Origin of the sequence: Sulfitobacter brevis (genome assembly GCF_900112755.1) — a bacterium.
Classification (GTDB): Bacteria; Pseudomonadota; Alphaproteobacteria; order Rhodobacterales; family Rhodobacteraceae; genus Sulfitobacter; species Sulfitobacter brevis.
In genome coordinates, this window is sequence record NZ_FOMW01000004.1 from 299,689 (window position 1) to 315,068 (window position 15,380).

Sequence of the window (15,380 nt, forward strand, 5' to 3'; positions counted from 1 at the left end):
AGCATATTACCACGGCACCGGTTTTCCCGCCCAATCAAAGAACTTGCCGGTATCCACAGGCGACAACCCGTCGAGCACGGCAACCAGATTTTGCGCGGCCTCTTGCGGGGGAACAGCAGGATGGCGCGCAAGGTAGTTTTCGGTGAAGGACGTCGCCACAGTGCCGGGGTGCAAGGCAACGCAGATATTCTCGCGGTGGCTGCGCGACAGTTCAATCGCGGCGGTGTGGACGATCTGGTTCAGCGCGGCCTTGGCGCTGCGATAGCTGATCCAACCGCCAATCTTGTTGTCCCCGATGGAGCCAACCCGCGCCGATAATGCCGCAAAAATGCTGGACGTTTTTCGGGGCAGCAAACGCGCGGCGTGACGCAGCACTAAGGCAGGACCGACAGCGTTCAACGCAAATTGATCCATCATCGCCTTTTGCGAGATATCACGGATGGTCTTTTCCGGCGCCGCCCCGTCTATTTCCAATGCGCCTGTAGTGACCAACACCCAGTCAAACGGCCCCTCAAACCGGTTTAATGCCTGCGTGACCGATGCCTCATCAGTGAGATCGAGCCCAGCATCGCGCCGTGACAGGCCCGTCACTGCATCGCCCCGCGCCGCAAGTACCTCGGCCAGCGCCGCCCCGACCCCGCCGCTTGCGCCAATGATCAAAACCCGTGCCATGTTGCTGTCCCTTTCGCCAATGCCCGCGCTGTTACCCTAGCACGACCCTGATCTAGCAGTCCCCCGCTGCGCTTCGATGTATGCCGCCCGCACATTGCCCCGAGCCCTCGACAAACAAGCATGACACAAAACCTTCCTCATTTGGCCCTTCCCATTTGGAAAACCGTGGCTATAAATGACGCCATGACACACGCCGCCCATACCTCGACCCTACCCCGCGCTCGCGCGGCGTCGCTGCGTGCAACCCTGCTGCTGCTAACTCGCCTCTGAGCGTGCCATCCGGCGCGCCCGCTCAGAGGGAACGTTGCGCGCCACGGATAGACCCACAGCAGAACGAAAGTATTCAGACATGACTGACCAATCTTCCCAAGACCGCGTCTTGATTTTTGACACCACATTGCGCGATGGCGAACAATCGCCCGGTGCGACGATGACCCATGCCGAGAAGATCGAAATCGCAGGGCTGCTCGATGAAATGGGCGTTGATGTGATCGAGGCCGGTTTCCCGATCGCCTCTGAGGGTGATTTTGCCGCCGTCGCCGAAATCTCGCGCCTTTCGAAAAACAGTGTGATCTGCGGCCTTGCCCGCGCCCAGCTCGGCGATATCGACCGCTGCTGGGAGGCGGTGAAACACGCGCCCCAACCACGCATCCACACGTTTATCGGCACCTCGCCGCTGCACCGCGCCATTCCGAACCTCACCAAGGACGAAATGGCCGACCGCATCCACGAGACGGTCAGCCATGCCCGTAACCTGTGTGATAACGTGCAATGGTCGCCGATGGACGCCACGCGGACCGAGTTGGATTACCTCTACCGCGTTGTCGAGATCGCGATCAAAGCCGGGGCCACAACGATCAATATCCCCGACACGGTCGGCTATACCGCGCCACGCGAGAGCGCCGAGCTGATCCGCAAATTGCTCGAACACGTGCCGGGCGCCGACGAGATCATTTTTGCCACCCATTGCCACAACGATCTTGGCATGGCGACCGCCAACAGCCTCGCCGCCGTCGAGGCGGGCGCGCGGCAGATCGAGTGCACGATCAATGGTTTGGGCGAACGCGCGGGCAATACCGCGCTGGAAGAAGTTGTGATGGCGATGCGCGTGCGCAATGACATCATGCCCTACCAGACCAAGATCGACGCCACCAAGATCATGAACATCTCGCGCCGTGTCGCGGCGGTGTCGGGCTTTGCCGTGCAGTTCAATAAGGCCATCGTCGGCAAGAACGCATTTGCGCACGAGTCCGGCATCCATCAGGACGGCATGCTGAAAAACGCCGAAACCTTCGAGATTATGCGCCCCGAAGATGTGGGCCTCTCCGAGACCAATATCGTGATGGGCAAACACTCCGGTCGCGCCGCTTTACGCTCCAAGCTGGAGGACCTCGGCTTTGAATTGGGCGATAACCAGCTCAAGGACGTGTTCGTGCGGTTCAAGGAGTTGGCTGATCGCAAAAAGGAAATCTACGAGGACGACCTGATCGCCTTGATGCGCACCACGACCGACCCCGAAGAAGACCGGATTCGTTTGAAATCGTTGACCGTGGTTTGCGGCACAGAAGGCCCACAAAAAGCCGATATGGCGCTGGATATCGACGGCGGCGCGCAATCAACCACACAGACCGGCGATGGTCCTGTCGATGCAGCGTTCAACTGTATCAAGGCTTTGGTGCCGCACAGCGCCCGCTTGCAGCTTTATCAGGTGCACGCGGTGACCGAAGGCACGGACGCGCAGGCGACAGTTTCAGTGCGGATGGAGGAAGACGGGCGGATCGTGACCGGACAGTCGGCAGATACCGATACGGTCGTGGCCTCGGTTCGGGCCTATATCCACGCATTGAACCGGTTGCTGGTGCGCCGCGAAAAAGGCGGCACGGATCGCCGCGAAGTCAGCTATAAAGACGTTGGCTGAGACAAAATCATGGGGCGGCCCTCATAGGGGTCGCCCCGATGCTATTCAGGGTCGGACGTAGGCGTAGCCGTCTTCCTGCAACTCGATCAGGCGAACCACACCGGACGGCACCACATTGGCCTCCGACATCAGCGGCACATCCTTGCCGGCCTTTTCCTGCATGGCGGCGTGGGTATTGCCGCAGGCCGCAAAGGTCACATTGTCCATTTCGAGCGACATGACACTGATCCGGTCTTCGACAGGGCTTTTGCCCGCGACCAGCATGTTAAGACCGGGACCATAGGTCACCACTTCGATCTCGACGGTATCACCGACAGATTCGTAGTAGCTGATCACATTCGCCACGTTGTTGAGCGCCATATTCATGACCTGCGGGTCATTTTCATCGACATGGATCGCGACTTTGTGCGCCTTGCCCTCGGCCAGTGCCATCACGGGGGCCACAGCCATGAACACGGCCATCATCAGATATTTCATTGTTGGATCCTCTCTCCCAAAGTAAAACCGTCGACCAACGCGCGGGGAAAAGCAACTACGTATTCGAATATGTGATGACGTATGTCAGTTGCGGTACGGGTTCTTCGGGCTGCGGTCCTCGCTGAGGCTTTCCTGACCCCGCTCGACGATTATAATCTGCGCATCGGCCAGATGTTCGCGGCCGATTGCCTTGGTCCCTGCGGCGACGCGCAGCTTGTGGGCTTCCAGCATAACCTCGGCATGGCTGCTACCGCGCGGCGGGATGAAGGTATAGCAGGCCAATTCGATCAGAAGCCCCAGCGGGTCTTTGAAATAAATCGAATGCATGAAGCCGCGATCTTTGACGCCCGAGTTGCCAATGCCGCGTTCCTTCAGACGGCTCAGCACCTGATCAAAGGTTGCCGCATCAACTTCGAAGGCGATGTGATGCACACAGCCCGGCTCGGTCGGGGTGCGGTCGCGGGTGCCGCTGCGGTTTTCGTTGGTAAAGATCGTGATCAGCCGCCCGTCACCGGGATCGAAGTAAAGGTGCCCCTCATCAGGGTTATCCAGATTGGGCTGATCAAAGATAAAAGGCATTCCGAGCAGGCCTTCCCAGAAATCGATGCTGCTTTGACGGTCAGCACCGGTGAGGGTAATATGGTGAACACCGAGGGACTGTATTTTCTTCATGTCATGCTCCGAATTTAGTGTAAGCATAGTCTGGTGGCGAGATCGTGCCACCCCTTCCGTCATCTCCTCTTTCACCCTAGGGCCTAGCGTCCTATAAGGCCCCGGTTGCGCCTCTCCGTGAGAGTCGCCGGGCCGATAATAATATATGCAAGGTATTGCGCGCATGTCGATCTTTGGAAATCTGCGGGGACTATTCTCCTCTGATATGGCAATTGACCTCGGAACAGCGAACACGCTGGTCTATGTCAAAGGCCGGGGGATCGTCTTGTCGGAGCCGTCCGTCGTGGCCTATCACATTAAGGACGGAGTGAAAAAAGTGCTCGCCGTCGGCGAAGACGCCAAACTTATGCTGGGCCGGACACCGGGCAGCATTGAGGCGATCCGCCCGATGCGCGAAGGCGTAATCGCGGATTTCGACACTGCCGAAGAGATGATCAAGCACTTCATCCGCAAGGTCCACAAACGCTCTACCTTTTCGAAGCCCAAGATTATTGTCTGCGTTCCGCATGGCGCGACACCTGTTGAGAAACGCGCAATCCGCCAGTCAGTACTGTCGGCGGGTGCCCGCCGCGCCGGTCTTATCGCCGAACCGATTGCCGCGGCGATCGGCGCAGGCATGCCGATCACCGACCCGACCGGCAACATGGTTGTCGATATCGGTGGCGGTACGACCGAAGTTGCCGTGCTGTCGCTGGGTGACATCGTTTACGCCCGCTCAGTACGCGTCGGCGGCGACCGGATGGACGAAGCCATCATCAGCTATTTGCGCCGCCAGCAGAACCTGCTGATCGGTGAAACCACTGCCGAACGGGTCAAAACCTCGATCGGTACGGCGCGGATGCCCGACGACGGGCGTGGCACCTCGATGCAAATTCGCGGGCGTGACCTGCTGAACGGCGTGCCTAAAGAGATCGAAGTGACCCAAGCACAGATTGCCGAGGCACTGGCCGAACCTGTGCAGCAGATTTGCGAAGCGGTAATGACGGCGCTGGAAACCACACCGCCCGATTTGGCCGCAGACATCGTGGACCGCGGCGTGATGCTGACCGGCGGCGGTGCGCTGCTGGGCGATCTGGATTTGGCGCTGCGCGAGCAGACAGGTCTGGCGATTTCGGTCGCAGACGAGCCGCTGAACTGTGTGGCCTTGGGCACCGGCAAAGCGCTGGAATACGAAAAGCAGCTGCGCCACGCCATCGACTACGACAGCTGATCTGCAGCGCCGCACCACGGAGCTGTTAGCGATCCGTGGTCGGCCCCCCGAGGGTCCGGACCGCTCCGGATCAAGACCGAGAGGACACCACAGAGCGTGGCAAAGGATCGCGCCAGTTCCAGCGACTATACCGGCCCGTTGCGCCGGTTGCTGCTGGCCGTTCTGATCCTGGTTCTGGGCGGCACTTTTTTGATATGGCGCATCGACAGCCCACGGGTTGAACGGTTTCGCGCCCAGATCACCGACCGTTTTGTACCCAACCTCGATTGGGCGATGGCCCCCGTCACCGGCACCATCAACCTGTTCCGTGATTTCCAGTCCTATCAGCGCCTTACCGAACAAAATCAGGAATTGCGCAGCGAATTGCGCCAGATGCAGGCGTGGAAAGAAGCTGCCCTGCAGTTGGAGCAGGAGAACGCACGGCTACTGGATCTTAATCAAGTGCGGCTTGATCCACGATTGACCGTGATCACCGGCGTCGTGCTGGCCGACAGCGGCTCACCGTTTCGGCAATCGGTGCTCTTGAATGTGGGCGCGCGGGATGGCTTGGTCGATGGCTGGGCCACGATGGACGGCATCGGGCTGGTCGGGCGGATTTCGGGCGTCGCCAAGAATACGTCGCGGGTTATTCTGCTCACTGACGCCTCCAGTCGCATCCCTGCGACGATCCAGCCCTCCGGTCAGCGGGCATTGGTGGCAGGTGACAACTCGCCCGCACCGCCGATTGATTTCCTTGAGAACCCTGATCTGGTGCGCCCCGGTGATCGGGTAATCTCCTCTGGCGATGGCGGCGTATTTCCGGCGGGGCTTTTAATCGGACAGGTCGCCGCAGACCCCGGCGGGCGGTTGCGTGTGCGTCTGGCAGCAGACTACGAGCGTTTGGAGTTCCTGCGCGTATTGCGCCATCACGGCAGCGAAAAAGTCTCTGACAGTGCGCAGGTCATCACCCCCGAGAGTCTGGGCACTGATCCCGAATCTGATCCTGCGACAAGCGAACAGCCATGAAAGATCTGTCGCAGACGCGGCTTTGGCTAATGCGCGCGGCGTTTTTGCTGCTGGCGCTGGTGATCCATTTCTTTCTGCTGCTGCCGTTGGGCACGGCTCCCCCTACTTGGGCCGGACCCGACCTGCTGCTCGGCTTTGCCTGCGCGTGGTCACTGCGACGGCCGGAGTATGTGCCGGCGCTATCGCTGGCGATTGTGTTCTTGTTGTCGGATTTTTTGCTGCAACGCCCGCCCGGCCTCTGGGCGCTGTTGGCGGTGATGGGGTGCGAGAACCTCAAGGGCCGCGGACGCAACCTGCGCGACGGCGGATTTGCCGCCGAATTCTTTGCTGTCACGGTGGTGATTATCGCGATCACCCTGATCGAACGGCTGATCCTAAGTTTGGTGTTCGTAGAACCGCCGGTGTTTTCGCTGAGCCTTTCCGAACTGGGGCTTACGCTGCTATTCTATCCGTTGATCGTCGCGGTCACCCATTCGCTTATGGGGGTCCGCAAATCCGCCCCCGGCGAGTTGGATGCGCTGGGTCACAGGTCATGAGCCGCAAATGATCAGGAACCGTACATGAGACGCAACCGCGCCGAGAATGACGCCAGCCACACGCGCCTGACACGCCGTGCGGCGCTGCTCGGGGGTGCGCAACTTTTGTTCATGGGGGGGCTGGCCGCGCGGATGCGGTATTTGCAGGTCGATCAGGCCGACCAGTTTCGCCTGCTGGCCGAAGAGAATCGCATCAACATCCGGCTGATCCCGCCCGCGCGGGGCGAAATCTTTGACCGCAACGGCATCCGTCTGGCGCAAAACGTGCCGAGCTACCGGATTGTCATGGTCCGCGAGGATGCGGGCGATGTCGATATGGTAATGGACCGTCTGGCCGCTATCATCACGTTGGACCCCGAAGCCCGCGAACGTGTTGTGGCCGAGATTAAACGCTCCGCGCCGTTCCTGCCGGTGACAATTGTTGATGATGTGAGCTGGGACGATGTCAGCCGCGTCAGCGTCAACGCCCCTGCCCTGCCCGGCATTACGCCCGAAGTCGGGCTGACCCGCGTTTATCCGCGCGGTCCTGATTTTGCCCATGTGGTCGGTCGTGTGGGCCGTGTCAGCCAAGCCGACCTTGATGCGCTGGAAGACCCCGATCAGGTGTTGCGTATCCCGCGCTTTCAGATCGGCAAGATCAACGTTGAGGCCCGCGAGGAAGGGCTGCTGCGCGGTACCGCAGGCACCAAACAGGTCGAGGTCAACGCCACCGGTCGGGTGATGCGCGAACTGGCCCGGCGCGAGGGTGAATCCGGCAAGGACCTGCAGCTTACCGTGGATGCAAAGCTGCAAAGCTATGTGCAGGCGCGGCTCACCGGCGAATCCGCTGCGGTGGTGATGATCGATTGCCAGAACGGTGATCTGGTCTCGCTCGCCTCGGCGCCGAGCTATGACCCGAACCTGTTTATCGGCGGCATCTCCTCCAAAGACTATAATCCGCTGCTGAACTCGATCTATCGGCCATTGGTTAATAAAACCGTGCAGGGCACCTATCCGCCCGGCTCGACTTTCAAGATGATGACAGCAATGGCTGCGCTTGAAGCGGGGCTTATCGGACCGGATGAAACTGTCTACTGCCCAGGTCACCTCGATGTGGCGGGCCGCCGCTTTCACTGCTGGAAGCGGGCGGGCCACGGCTGGGTCGATCTGGAAACCTCGCTTAAACAGTCCTGCGACGTGTATTACTATGATCTCGCGCTCAAGGTCGGAATCGAGAATATCTCGGCCATGGCGAACAGCTTCGGGCTGGGTATCAAGCACGAGCTTGCCTTGTCGTCGGTGGCTGCGGGCCTGACTCCGACAAAAGCATGGAAGAAGGCAAACCGTGGTGCGGACTGGGTGATCGGCGATACGGTCAACTCGTCAATCGGTCAGGGCTTCATGCTGGCCTCGCCCCTGCAACTCGCGGTCATGACCGCGCGCATCGCCTCGGGCCGCGAGATCATTCCGCGGCTGATCAAATCGGTCGACGGGGTCGAAACCGACAACGCCGAAATCCCGCTGCTGTCGATGAACGACAACAACCTGCGCAAGATGCGCCGCGCCATGTACGAGGTCGTCAACGACCGGCGCGGCACGGCGTACCGGTCGCGCATCATTGCCGAAGACATGCGCATGGCGGGCAAAACCGGCACCAGTCAGGTGCGCAACATTACCACCGCCGAACGGGCGCGCGGGGTGACCAGCAACAATGACCTGCCGTGGGAGCGCCGCGACCACGCGCTTTTCGTGAGTTTTGCCCCCTATGACAACCCGCGCTTCGCCGTTTCGGTGCTGGTGGAACATGGCGGCGGCGGCTCGACTGCGGCGGCACCGATCGCGCGGGACGTGCTGCTGCAGGCCCTCGCTGGGGGCGATCCGCCGCTGGAGGCCTATCCCGCTGGTGACCGTGACCGCATTCAGGAACAACAGGAAAAGCTTCGCGCCTTGCAACCCCAAGCGGCCCTTGATGGAAAAGATCAGGCATGAGTTATCTTGAATATACCGTCAAATCGGTGCCTGTCGGGCTGCGCAAAATTTTCTTTCTGAACTGGCCGCTGGCGCTGCTGCTCGCCTCGGTCTGCGGCATCGGGTTTTTGATGCTCTATTCTGTCGCGGGCGGGTCGTTCACCCCTTGGGCGGAGCCGCAGATGAAGCGGTTTGCCTTGGGTTTCGTACTGATGATCGCTGTTGCCTTTGTTCCGATCTGGCTGTGGCGCAACCTGTCGGGGCTGGCCTATGGCGGTTCTGTTGTGCTGCTGATCGCCGTGGAGCTTGTCGGTGACTCCCGCAAAGGCTCGCAGCGCTGGATTGACCTTGGCTTCATGGATTTACAGCCCTCGGAACTGATGAAGATCACCTTGGTCATGTTCCTCGCTGCCTATTATGACTGGTTGCCGGCCAAAAAGGTCTCGCGGCCGTTTTGGGTGTTTCTGCCCGTAGTGATCATATTTTTGCCCACCGCACTGGTGCTCAAACAGCCTGACCTTGGGACTTCGATCCTGTTGCTGGCTGCGGGCGGCGGGTTGATGTTTCTTGCGGGGGTGCATTGGGCCTATTTCACTGCCGTACTGGCGGCGGGCATCGGCCTGATTACAGCAGTGTTCCAGTCGCGTGGCACCACGTGGCAGTTGATCAACGATTACCAGTATCGCCGCATCGACACTTTTTTAGACCCCTCTGCCGAGCCGTTGGGCGCAGGCTATCACATCACCCAATCGAAGATTGCGCTGGGGTCCGGTGGTTGGACCGGGCGCGGGTTTATGCAAGGCACCCAGTCGCGCCTGAACTTCCTTCCTGAGAAGCATACCGACTTTATCTTCACCACCTTGGCCGAAGAATTCGGCTTCATCGGCGGGATGTCCCTGTTGGGGCTCTATGCGCTCATTATCTTGTTCTGCGTTGCAACTGCCGTGCTCAACAAGGACCGCTTTTCGTCGCTGCTGACCTTGGGCATCGCGCTCAACTTCTTTCTGTTCTTCGCGGTCAATATGTCGATGGTGATGGGCATGGCGCCCGTGGTCGGTGTGCCCTTGCCGCTGGTCAGCTACGGCGGATCGGCAATGCTGGTCTTGCTGTTGGCCTTTGGATTGGTACAGTCGGCACATATCCACAGACCGAGGTAGACATGCGCCCCAATATCCTGTTTGCGGCTGGGAAAACCCAGTGGCAAGACTATGAGAAACCGCTGAAATCTGCCCTTGCGGCCAAAGGTGTGGACGGCAAGATCAGCCTCGATTTTGCGCCTGCCGAAGTCGACTATATCGTCTATGCCCCCAGCAGCGCCTTGCAGGATTTCACCCCCTACACCCGCGCCAAAGCTGTGCTGAACCTCTGGGCAGGTGTCGAAAAGATCGTCGGTAACACGACGTTGCAGATCCCGCTGGCGCGTATGGTTGATCCGGGATTGACCCAAGGCATGGTGGAATGGGTGTCGGGCCACGTGCTGCGCTACCATCTCCGCCTTGATATCGATATCCGCCGTGAGGCTGCGGAATGGCGCCCCCGCACGCCGCCGCTGGCCAGCGAACGCTCCGTCGTGGTGCTGGGCCTGGGCGCGTTGGGTCAGAAAGTCGCGCGGCAGCTTGCCGATTTCGGCTTTGACGTCACCGGCTGGTCGCGCAGCGCCAAGTCGCTGGATGGCATTCGCTGCCTGCACGGCGAGGACGGGTTGCGCGATGCGCTACATCGGGCCGAGATCGTGGTGCTCTTGCTGCCCGACACTGCCGCGACCGAAAACACGCTCAACGCCGGAACGCTGGCGCTGATGCCGAAAGGTGCTTGCATCATCAACCCCGGTCGCGGGCCGCTGATCGACGATGATGCCCTGCTGGCGGCGCTGGATGCAGGCCATATCGGCCGTGCCACGCTGGACGTATTCCGCATCGAGCCATTGCCCGAGGCGCATCCCTACTGGCATCACCCGAAGGTCACCGTTACCCCGCACATTGCCGCCGATACCCGCGCCTCTACCGCGTCGCATGTCATCGCTGAAAACATCCGGCGCGGTGAGGCGGGAGAGCAATTTTTACATCTCGTGGACCGCAGCTTGGGTTACTGATCCGCCGCGACCAGCCCGCGCCCTTTGAGCAAGGGCGCTACACCCGGCAAGCGGCCACGGAACGCGGTATACAGCTCTGCCGCGTCTCGGCTGCCACCGGTTGAGAGGATATTACGCTCCAGCGCGCGGGCCTGCTCTGGGTCGAACGGCCCGCCCGCCTCTGTGAAGGCTTCAAACGCGTCGGCGTCCATCACCTCGGACCACATGTAGCTGTAGTAGCCGCTGGAATAGCCGTCGCCGGAAAAGACATGAGCAAACTGCGGCGTGGCATGGCGCATACGGATCGCCGCGGGCATGCCAAGGTCGGCGAGCACCTCTGCCTGTCGCGCCATCGGATCTTGCGGCGCTGCACCGTCGTGAAAGTCGAGGTCAACCAAGGCCGACGCCAGATATTCCACAGTCTGGAAACCCATATCGAAATTCGCCGCACCCAGCACTTTGCCCAACATCTCTTGCGGCATCCGCGCGCCGGTTTTGGCGTGGGTGGCGTATTCGGCCAGCACCTCGGGAACCTCAAGCCAGTGCTCGTAGAGCTGGCTGGGCAGTTCCACGAAATCACGCGCCACAGACGTGCCGCTGACGCTTTCATAGGTCACATCCGACAGCATCTGGTGCAGGGCGTGTCCGAACTCGTGAAACAAGGTGCGGGCATCGTCATATGACAGCAGCGCTGGATCGCCTTTGGCAAAGTTGCAGACGTTGATCACCACTGGCGCTTGCACCTGCGGAAACTTCGCCTGCCCGCGCATCGCCGAACACCAAGCGCCCGATCGCTTGGCGCTGCGAGCAAAATAATCACCGATGAACACCGCCACGTGCTTGCCATCGCGCGTTACCTCCCACGCACGGCAGTCGGGGTGGTAAAGCGGCACATCAAGGGGCGCGAAATTCAGACCGAAAAGCCGCGTGGCGCAGTCAAACGCCGCGTCAATCATCCGGTCCAACTGGAAGTACGGTTTCAACGCGGCTTCGTCGAGATCATGCTCGGCGCTGCGGCGCTGCTGCGCATAATAGCGCCAGTCCCACGGGGCGAGCGGTCCGTTGATGCCATCGCCCTGCATCATCGCGGTGAGCACCTGTGCATCGGCATCGGCTTGACGCTTGGCAGGCTCCCAGACCTCCATCAACAAGGCACGCACGGCGCTTGCGGTGCCAGCCATCTCCGTCTCCAGCTTGAAGGCGGCGAAATTGATATAGCCTAATAATTTTGCCCGCTCCTCTCGCAGCGCCAAAGTTTCGGCAGCGATGGCGCGGTTATCGGTATCGCCGCCATTCGCGCCGCGGGCCTCCCACGCGCGGAATGCCTTTTCACGCAGGTCGCGGCGGGGCGAGAATTGCAGGAACGGGACAATCAGCGACCGTGACAGGGTAACAATCGGTGCATCTGCGCCAGTTTCTGCCCCTGCAGCGCGGGCCGTATCCACCACAAAATCCGGCAGCCCCTCAAGGTCTGCCTCAGACAGGGTCATGGACCATTCGCGCTCGTCCGCCAGCAGGTTTTGGGTGAACTGGGTGCCCAACACGGCAAGACGTGACTTGATTTCCTTCATGCGCCCCTCGCTTGCACCTTCAAGGGCCGCACCGGCACGCACAAAACCGCGATGGGTCAGCATCAGCACGCGGGCTTGCTCCTGTGTCAGATCAAGCCCGTCACGTGCCTCCCAGACCGCAGCAATGCGGGCAAAAAGCGCCTTGTTGCCCGAGATCGCCGAAGAATGCGCCGAAAGCATCGGGGAAAACTGACGCTGCAAATCCTGACGCTCAGGCGTGCTTTCGGCCCCTGCGAGCGTGAAAAAGACGCCCAAGACCTTATCAAGCAGGGCACCTGAGGCCTCTAGCGCCTCGATGGTATTGGCAAAATCTGGCGGAGCAGGATTGCCGGTAATCGCCTCGACTTCCGCGATTTGCGCCGCCATCGCCTGCTCGACCGCGGGCATGAAATCGGCATCAGAAATCTGGTCGAACGGGGCAATGCCAAAGGGGGTATTCCACGGCTGAAGCAGGGGGTTGGTCATGCAAGTCTCCTTTACAGGTGAAGCTAGGTGCCGCAGCGCGGCGATACAACCAGTCGCACCGCACAGGCGGGCGATCAGGCGGGTTTCGCGCTGCCGCAGACCGGACAATCAGCCCGTGGCGCGATAGAAATCTTGCGGCTTTCGCCGTAGAGCGCGTCATAGATCAGCATTTCGCCGCGCAAGACAGCGCCCGCGCCGGTCAACAGCTTGACCGCCTCGACCGCCATCATCGCGCCGACGACGCCGGGCAAGGGGCCAATTACGCCGGCCTCGGAGCAGGCAGGGGCCAGATGCGGCGCGGGGGCTTGGGGAAAAATGCACTGGTAACAGGGGGCACCGCGGGCGGGATCAAAGACGCTCAACTGCCCCTCCCACTGGCTCAATGCGCCCGAAATCAGCGGCAGCCCCGCCGCGACGCAGCTGCGGTTCACCAGATAGCGGGTGTCGAAATTATCGGTGCCATCCAGCACCAGATCGTACTCTGCAAATAACTCAGCGGCGATGTCAGCTGTCAGGCGACGGTGGTAGGGGCGCACGGTGACAAAGGGGTTTTGCGCCTCCATCTCGGATTGGGCGGAAAAGACTTTGGCCATACCGATACGGGCGTCTTTGTGGATCACCTGCCGTTGCAGGTTGGCCGCTTCGACCACATCATCATCAATGATGCCGATTGTGCCGACGCCCGCCGCCGCGAGATACTGCAACGCAGGTGCGCCCAAGCCGCCTGCGCCGATCACCAGCACCCGCGCCTCTTTCAACGCCTTCTGCCCTGCCCCGCCGACTTCGCGCAGAACGATGTGGCGGGCATAGCGGTTAAGCTCGCTTTCGGAAAAAATGCCGGGCTTCTGTGGAGGCTTCGCAGAGTGTTCGGCGCGTTTGCGTAGCGCACCAAGGACGGCGCGGTAGCCCAGCACAACAAGCACCGCGCGGCCAATCAGCAGCCATAATGCCGCGCTTTCGCCCGTCGCCGCGCGCAAAGGGTGGCCGTCAGGAAGCGCCAGATGAATTGCCAAGACTGTCGCGAAGAGCAGCCCCAGAAACCCCAGCCGAACGCCCTTGGGCGCATCCAGAAATCTGCCGCCAAACCAGATTGCAGCGGCCATCGTCAGTACCAGCAACATCAGCTTGCTCCGGTTGAGCCGAAGCCGCCGCTGCCGCGCGTCGTTTGCCCCAAGTCCTGCGCAAGTTCAAATTTCGCCTGAACCACGGGGGCGGCGACCATCTGTGCGATGCGCATGCCATGAGTGACCTCGAACTCAGTCGTAGCGGTGTTAAGTACGATCACCCCGACCACGCCGCGATAATCGCTGTCGATGGTACCGGGGCTGTTGGCCAAGGTCACGCCATGCTTGAGCGCGAGGCCCGAGCGCGGCCTGATCTGTACCTCGAAACCGGGCGGAATTTCCATATGCAGCCCTGTCGAGATCAGTGCCCGCGCACCAGCGGCGATTGTTACCGTCCCTGCTGGCAGGTTGGCGCGCAGATCGGCACCGGCGGCTTGGGCTGTTTCATAACGCGGCAGCCCCAACGTGGCATCCGCGCCCTCGGCCCAGCGCAGCTTGATCATCACCGTCATGTCAGACGCGCCGCGATACGCTGCGCCAATTGCCGCGCCACGGCGTCCTTGTCCATGCGCGGCCAGTCTTCTGCACCCGCCTCGGTGATCAGCGTCACGGCGTTCTCGCGGCCCCCCATGATGCCCGTCGCCGGTGAGACATCATTAGCGACAATCCAGTCACAGCCCTTGCGCAGAAGTTTCGCCGTGGCGTTTTCTATCACATCATCGGTCTCGGCGGCGAACCCGATGACCAGCGCCGGACGCTCTGCCTTGCGCTGGCTGACTGTTCTCAGGATGTCGGGGTTTTCCGCAAATTCCAGTACCGGCATCCCGTCTTTCGATTTCTTGAGCTTGCGGTCACTGGCAGAACTCACCCGCCAATCGGCTACCGCAGCGGCAAAGATCGCCGCATCGGCAGGCAGCGCGCTCTCCACCGCCTCCAGCATCTGCTGCGCGGTCTGGACGCGGATCACCTCGGCTCCTTGCGGCGCTGCAGCATCCGCCGGACCCGTCACAAACACCACCTTAGCGCCCAGCGCCAGCAGCGCGCGGCCAATGGCGGTGCCTTGCGTGCCCGAAGAGCGGTTGGCGATGTATCGCACCGGATCAATCGGCTCATGGGTCGGGCCGGAAGTCACGAGAATGCGCTTGCCCTTCAATGGGCCGTCAGAAAGCTGTGCCTCGATCGCGGCAACAATCTCCAACGGCTCAGCCATGCGGCCGGGGCCGAATTCACCACAGGCCATGTCCCCGTCATTAGGGCCGACAACCAAGATGCCATCGCCTTGCAGAGTGGTCAGATTGCGCTGGGTCGCGATGTGCTGCCACATCCGCACGTTCATCGCAGGCGCGATCATCACGGGCGTATCGGTCGCCAACAGTAAGGTCGAGGCAAGATCGTTGGCTTGGCCCTGCGCCATCTTGGCCATCAGGTCCGCCGTAGCGGGGGCTACGACAACAAGGTCGGCGACACGGCTCAGCTGGATATGTCCCATCTCTGCCTCATCGCCGAGGTCGAATAGATCACGGTAAACCTTGTTACCCGCCAAGGCCGCGACTGACAAAGGTGTCACGAACTCCTCGCCCGCTTTGGTCAGCACAGGGGTCACCACGGCCCCGCGCCCGCGCAACCGCCGGATCAGGTCCAAGGTTTTGAATGCGGCAATGCCGCCGCCAATGATCAGCAAAATATGCTTGCCTGCCAACATGATACGCCCTTGCCTGCCCTGTTTCACGCACGATCATAAGACCAGCCGCGCCGATCTGCCAGCCCTGCCG

14 protein-coding genes are annotated in these 15,380 nt (G+C 61.0%); 7 read left to right on the top strand and 7 right to left on the bottom strand.

The genetic code is table 11. The features are described from left to right. Positions 1–6: 6 nt before the first annotated feature. On the bottom strand, positions 7–672 hold the full coding sequence (locus BM174_RS07530) for an SDR family NAD(P)-dependent oxidoreductase (protein ID WP_093923231.1): 666 nt from the start codon (positions 670–672) through the stop codon (positions 7–9). A gap of 349 nt (positions 673–1,021) precedes the next feature. Here BM174_RS07530 and BM174_RS07535 point away from each other — a divergent pair, with 349 nt between their 5' ends. After that, complete coding sequence (locus BM174_RS07535) at positions 1,022–2,590, top strand: 2-isopropylmalate synthase (RefSeq protein ID WP_093923232.1); 1,569 nt, start codon at positions 1,022–1,024, stop codon at positions 2,588–2,590. A gap of 45 nt (positions 2,591–2,635) precedes the next feature. Here BM174_RS07535 and BM174_RS07540 read toward each other — a convergent pair whose 3' ends face one another. Further along, on the bottom strand, positions 2,636–3,067 hold the full coding sequence (locus tag BM174_RS07540) for a DsrE family protein (protein ID WP_245766293.1): 432 nt from the start codon (positions 3,065–3,067) through the stop codon (positions 2,636–2,638). A gap of 84 nt (positions 3,068–3,151) precedes the next feature. Then, positions 3,152–3,739 carry a VOC family protein gene (locus BM174_RS07545; protein WP_093923233.1) on the bottom strand — a complete coding sequence of 196 codons (588 nt, stop codon included), beginning with the start codon at positions 3,737–3,739 and terminating at the stop codon, positions 3,152–3,154. 163 nt (positions 3,740–3,902) lie between these two features. Between BM174_RS07545 and BM174_RS07550 the strand changes: the two genes are divergently transcribed. The 6 genes from BM174_RS07550 to BM174_RS07575 all read left to right on the top strand — a co-directional run bounded on the left by BM174_RS07550 (position 3,903) and on the right by BM174_RS07575 (position 10,529). Further along, positions 3,903–4,949 carry a rod shape-determining protein gene (locus BM174_RS07550; protein WP_093923234.1) on the top strand — a complete coding sequence of 349 codons (1,047 nt, stop codon included), beginning with the start codon at positions 3,903–3,905 and terminating at the stop codon, positions 4,947–4,949. A 96-nt stretch (positions 4,950–5,045) separates the two neighbouring features. Beyond that, the gene (gene mreC, locus BM174_RS07555; protein ID WP_093923235.1) at positions 5,046–5,954 is read left to right on the top strand and encodes a rod shape-determining protein MreC; all 909 of its coding nucleotides are present in this window, start codon (positions 5,046–5,048) and stop codon (positions 5,952–5,954) included. Continuing rightward, positions 5,951–6,490, top strand: a complete 540-nt coding sequence (locus BM174_RS07560) for a rod shape-determining protein MreD (protein ID WP_093923236.1) — start codon at positions 5,951–5,953, stop codon at positions 6,488–6,490. The genes mreC and BM174_RS07560 overlap by 4 nt, the downstream gene beginning before the upstream one ends. Before the next feature lie 24 nt (positions 6,491–6,514). Beyond that, complete coding sequence (gene mrdA, locus BM174_RS07565) at positions 6,515–8,458, top strand: penicillin-binding protein 2 (protein WP_093923237.1); 1,944 nt, start codon at positions 6,515–6,517, stop codon at positions 8,456–8,458. After that, positions 8,455–9,594: a rod shape-determining protein RodA gene (gene rodA / locus BM174_RS07570; RefSeq protein WP_093923238.1), complete on the top strand. Its 1,140-nt coding sequence runs from the start codon at positions 8,455–8,457 to the stop codon at positions 9,592–9,594. The genes mrdA and rodA overlap by 4 nt, the downstream gene beginning before the upstream one ends. 2 nt (positions 9,595–9,596) lie before the next feature. Further along, positions 9,597–10,529, top strand: coding sequence for a 2-hydroxyacid dehydrogenase (locus BM174_RS07575; protein WP_093923239.1), 933 nt, complete (start codon positions 9,597–9,599; stop codon positions 10,527–10,529). On the opposite strand, the gene BM174_RS07580 is transcribed toward BM174_RS07575, so the two are convergent. The 4 genes from BM174_RS07580 to coaBC all read right to left on the bottom strand — a co-directional run bounded on the left by BM174_RS07580 (position 10,523) and on the right by coaBC (position 15,310). Further along, on the bottom strand, positions 10,523–12,544 hold the full coding sequence (locus BM174_RS07580; protein WP_093923240.1) for a M3 family metallopeptidase: 2,022 nt from the start codon (positions 12,542–12,544) through the stop codon (positions 10,523–10,525). The genes BM174_RS07575 and BM174_RS07580 overlap by 7 nt on opposite strands. Before the next feature lie 74 nt (positions 12,545–12,618). Beyond that, positions 12,619–13,665, bottom strand: coding sequence for a HesA/MoeB/ThiF family protein (locus BM174_RS07585; RefSeq protein ID WP_093923241.1), 1,047 nt, complete (start codon positions 13,663–13,665; stop codon positions 12,619–12,621). Beyond that, entirely contained in the window at positions 13,665–14,120 is a 456-nt protein-coding gene (gene dut / locus BM174_RS07590; RefSeq protein WP_093923242.1) for a dUTP diphosphatase, read from the bottom strand. Before dut ends, BM174_RS07585 begins: the two co-directional genes overlap by 1 nt. Next, complete coding sequence (gene coaBC, locus BM174_RS07595) at positions 14,117–15,310, bottom strand: bifunctional phosphopantothenoylcysteine decarboxylase/phosphopantothenate--cysteine ligase CoaBC (RefSeq protein ID WP_093923243.1); 1,194 nt, start codon at positions 15,308–15,310, stop codon at positions 14,117–14,119. Before coaBC ends, dut begins: the two co-directional genes overlap by 4 nt. Positions 15,311–15,380: the final 70 nt, after the last annotated feature.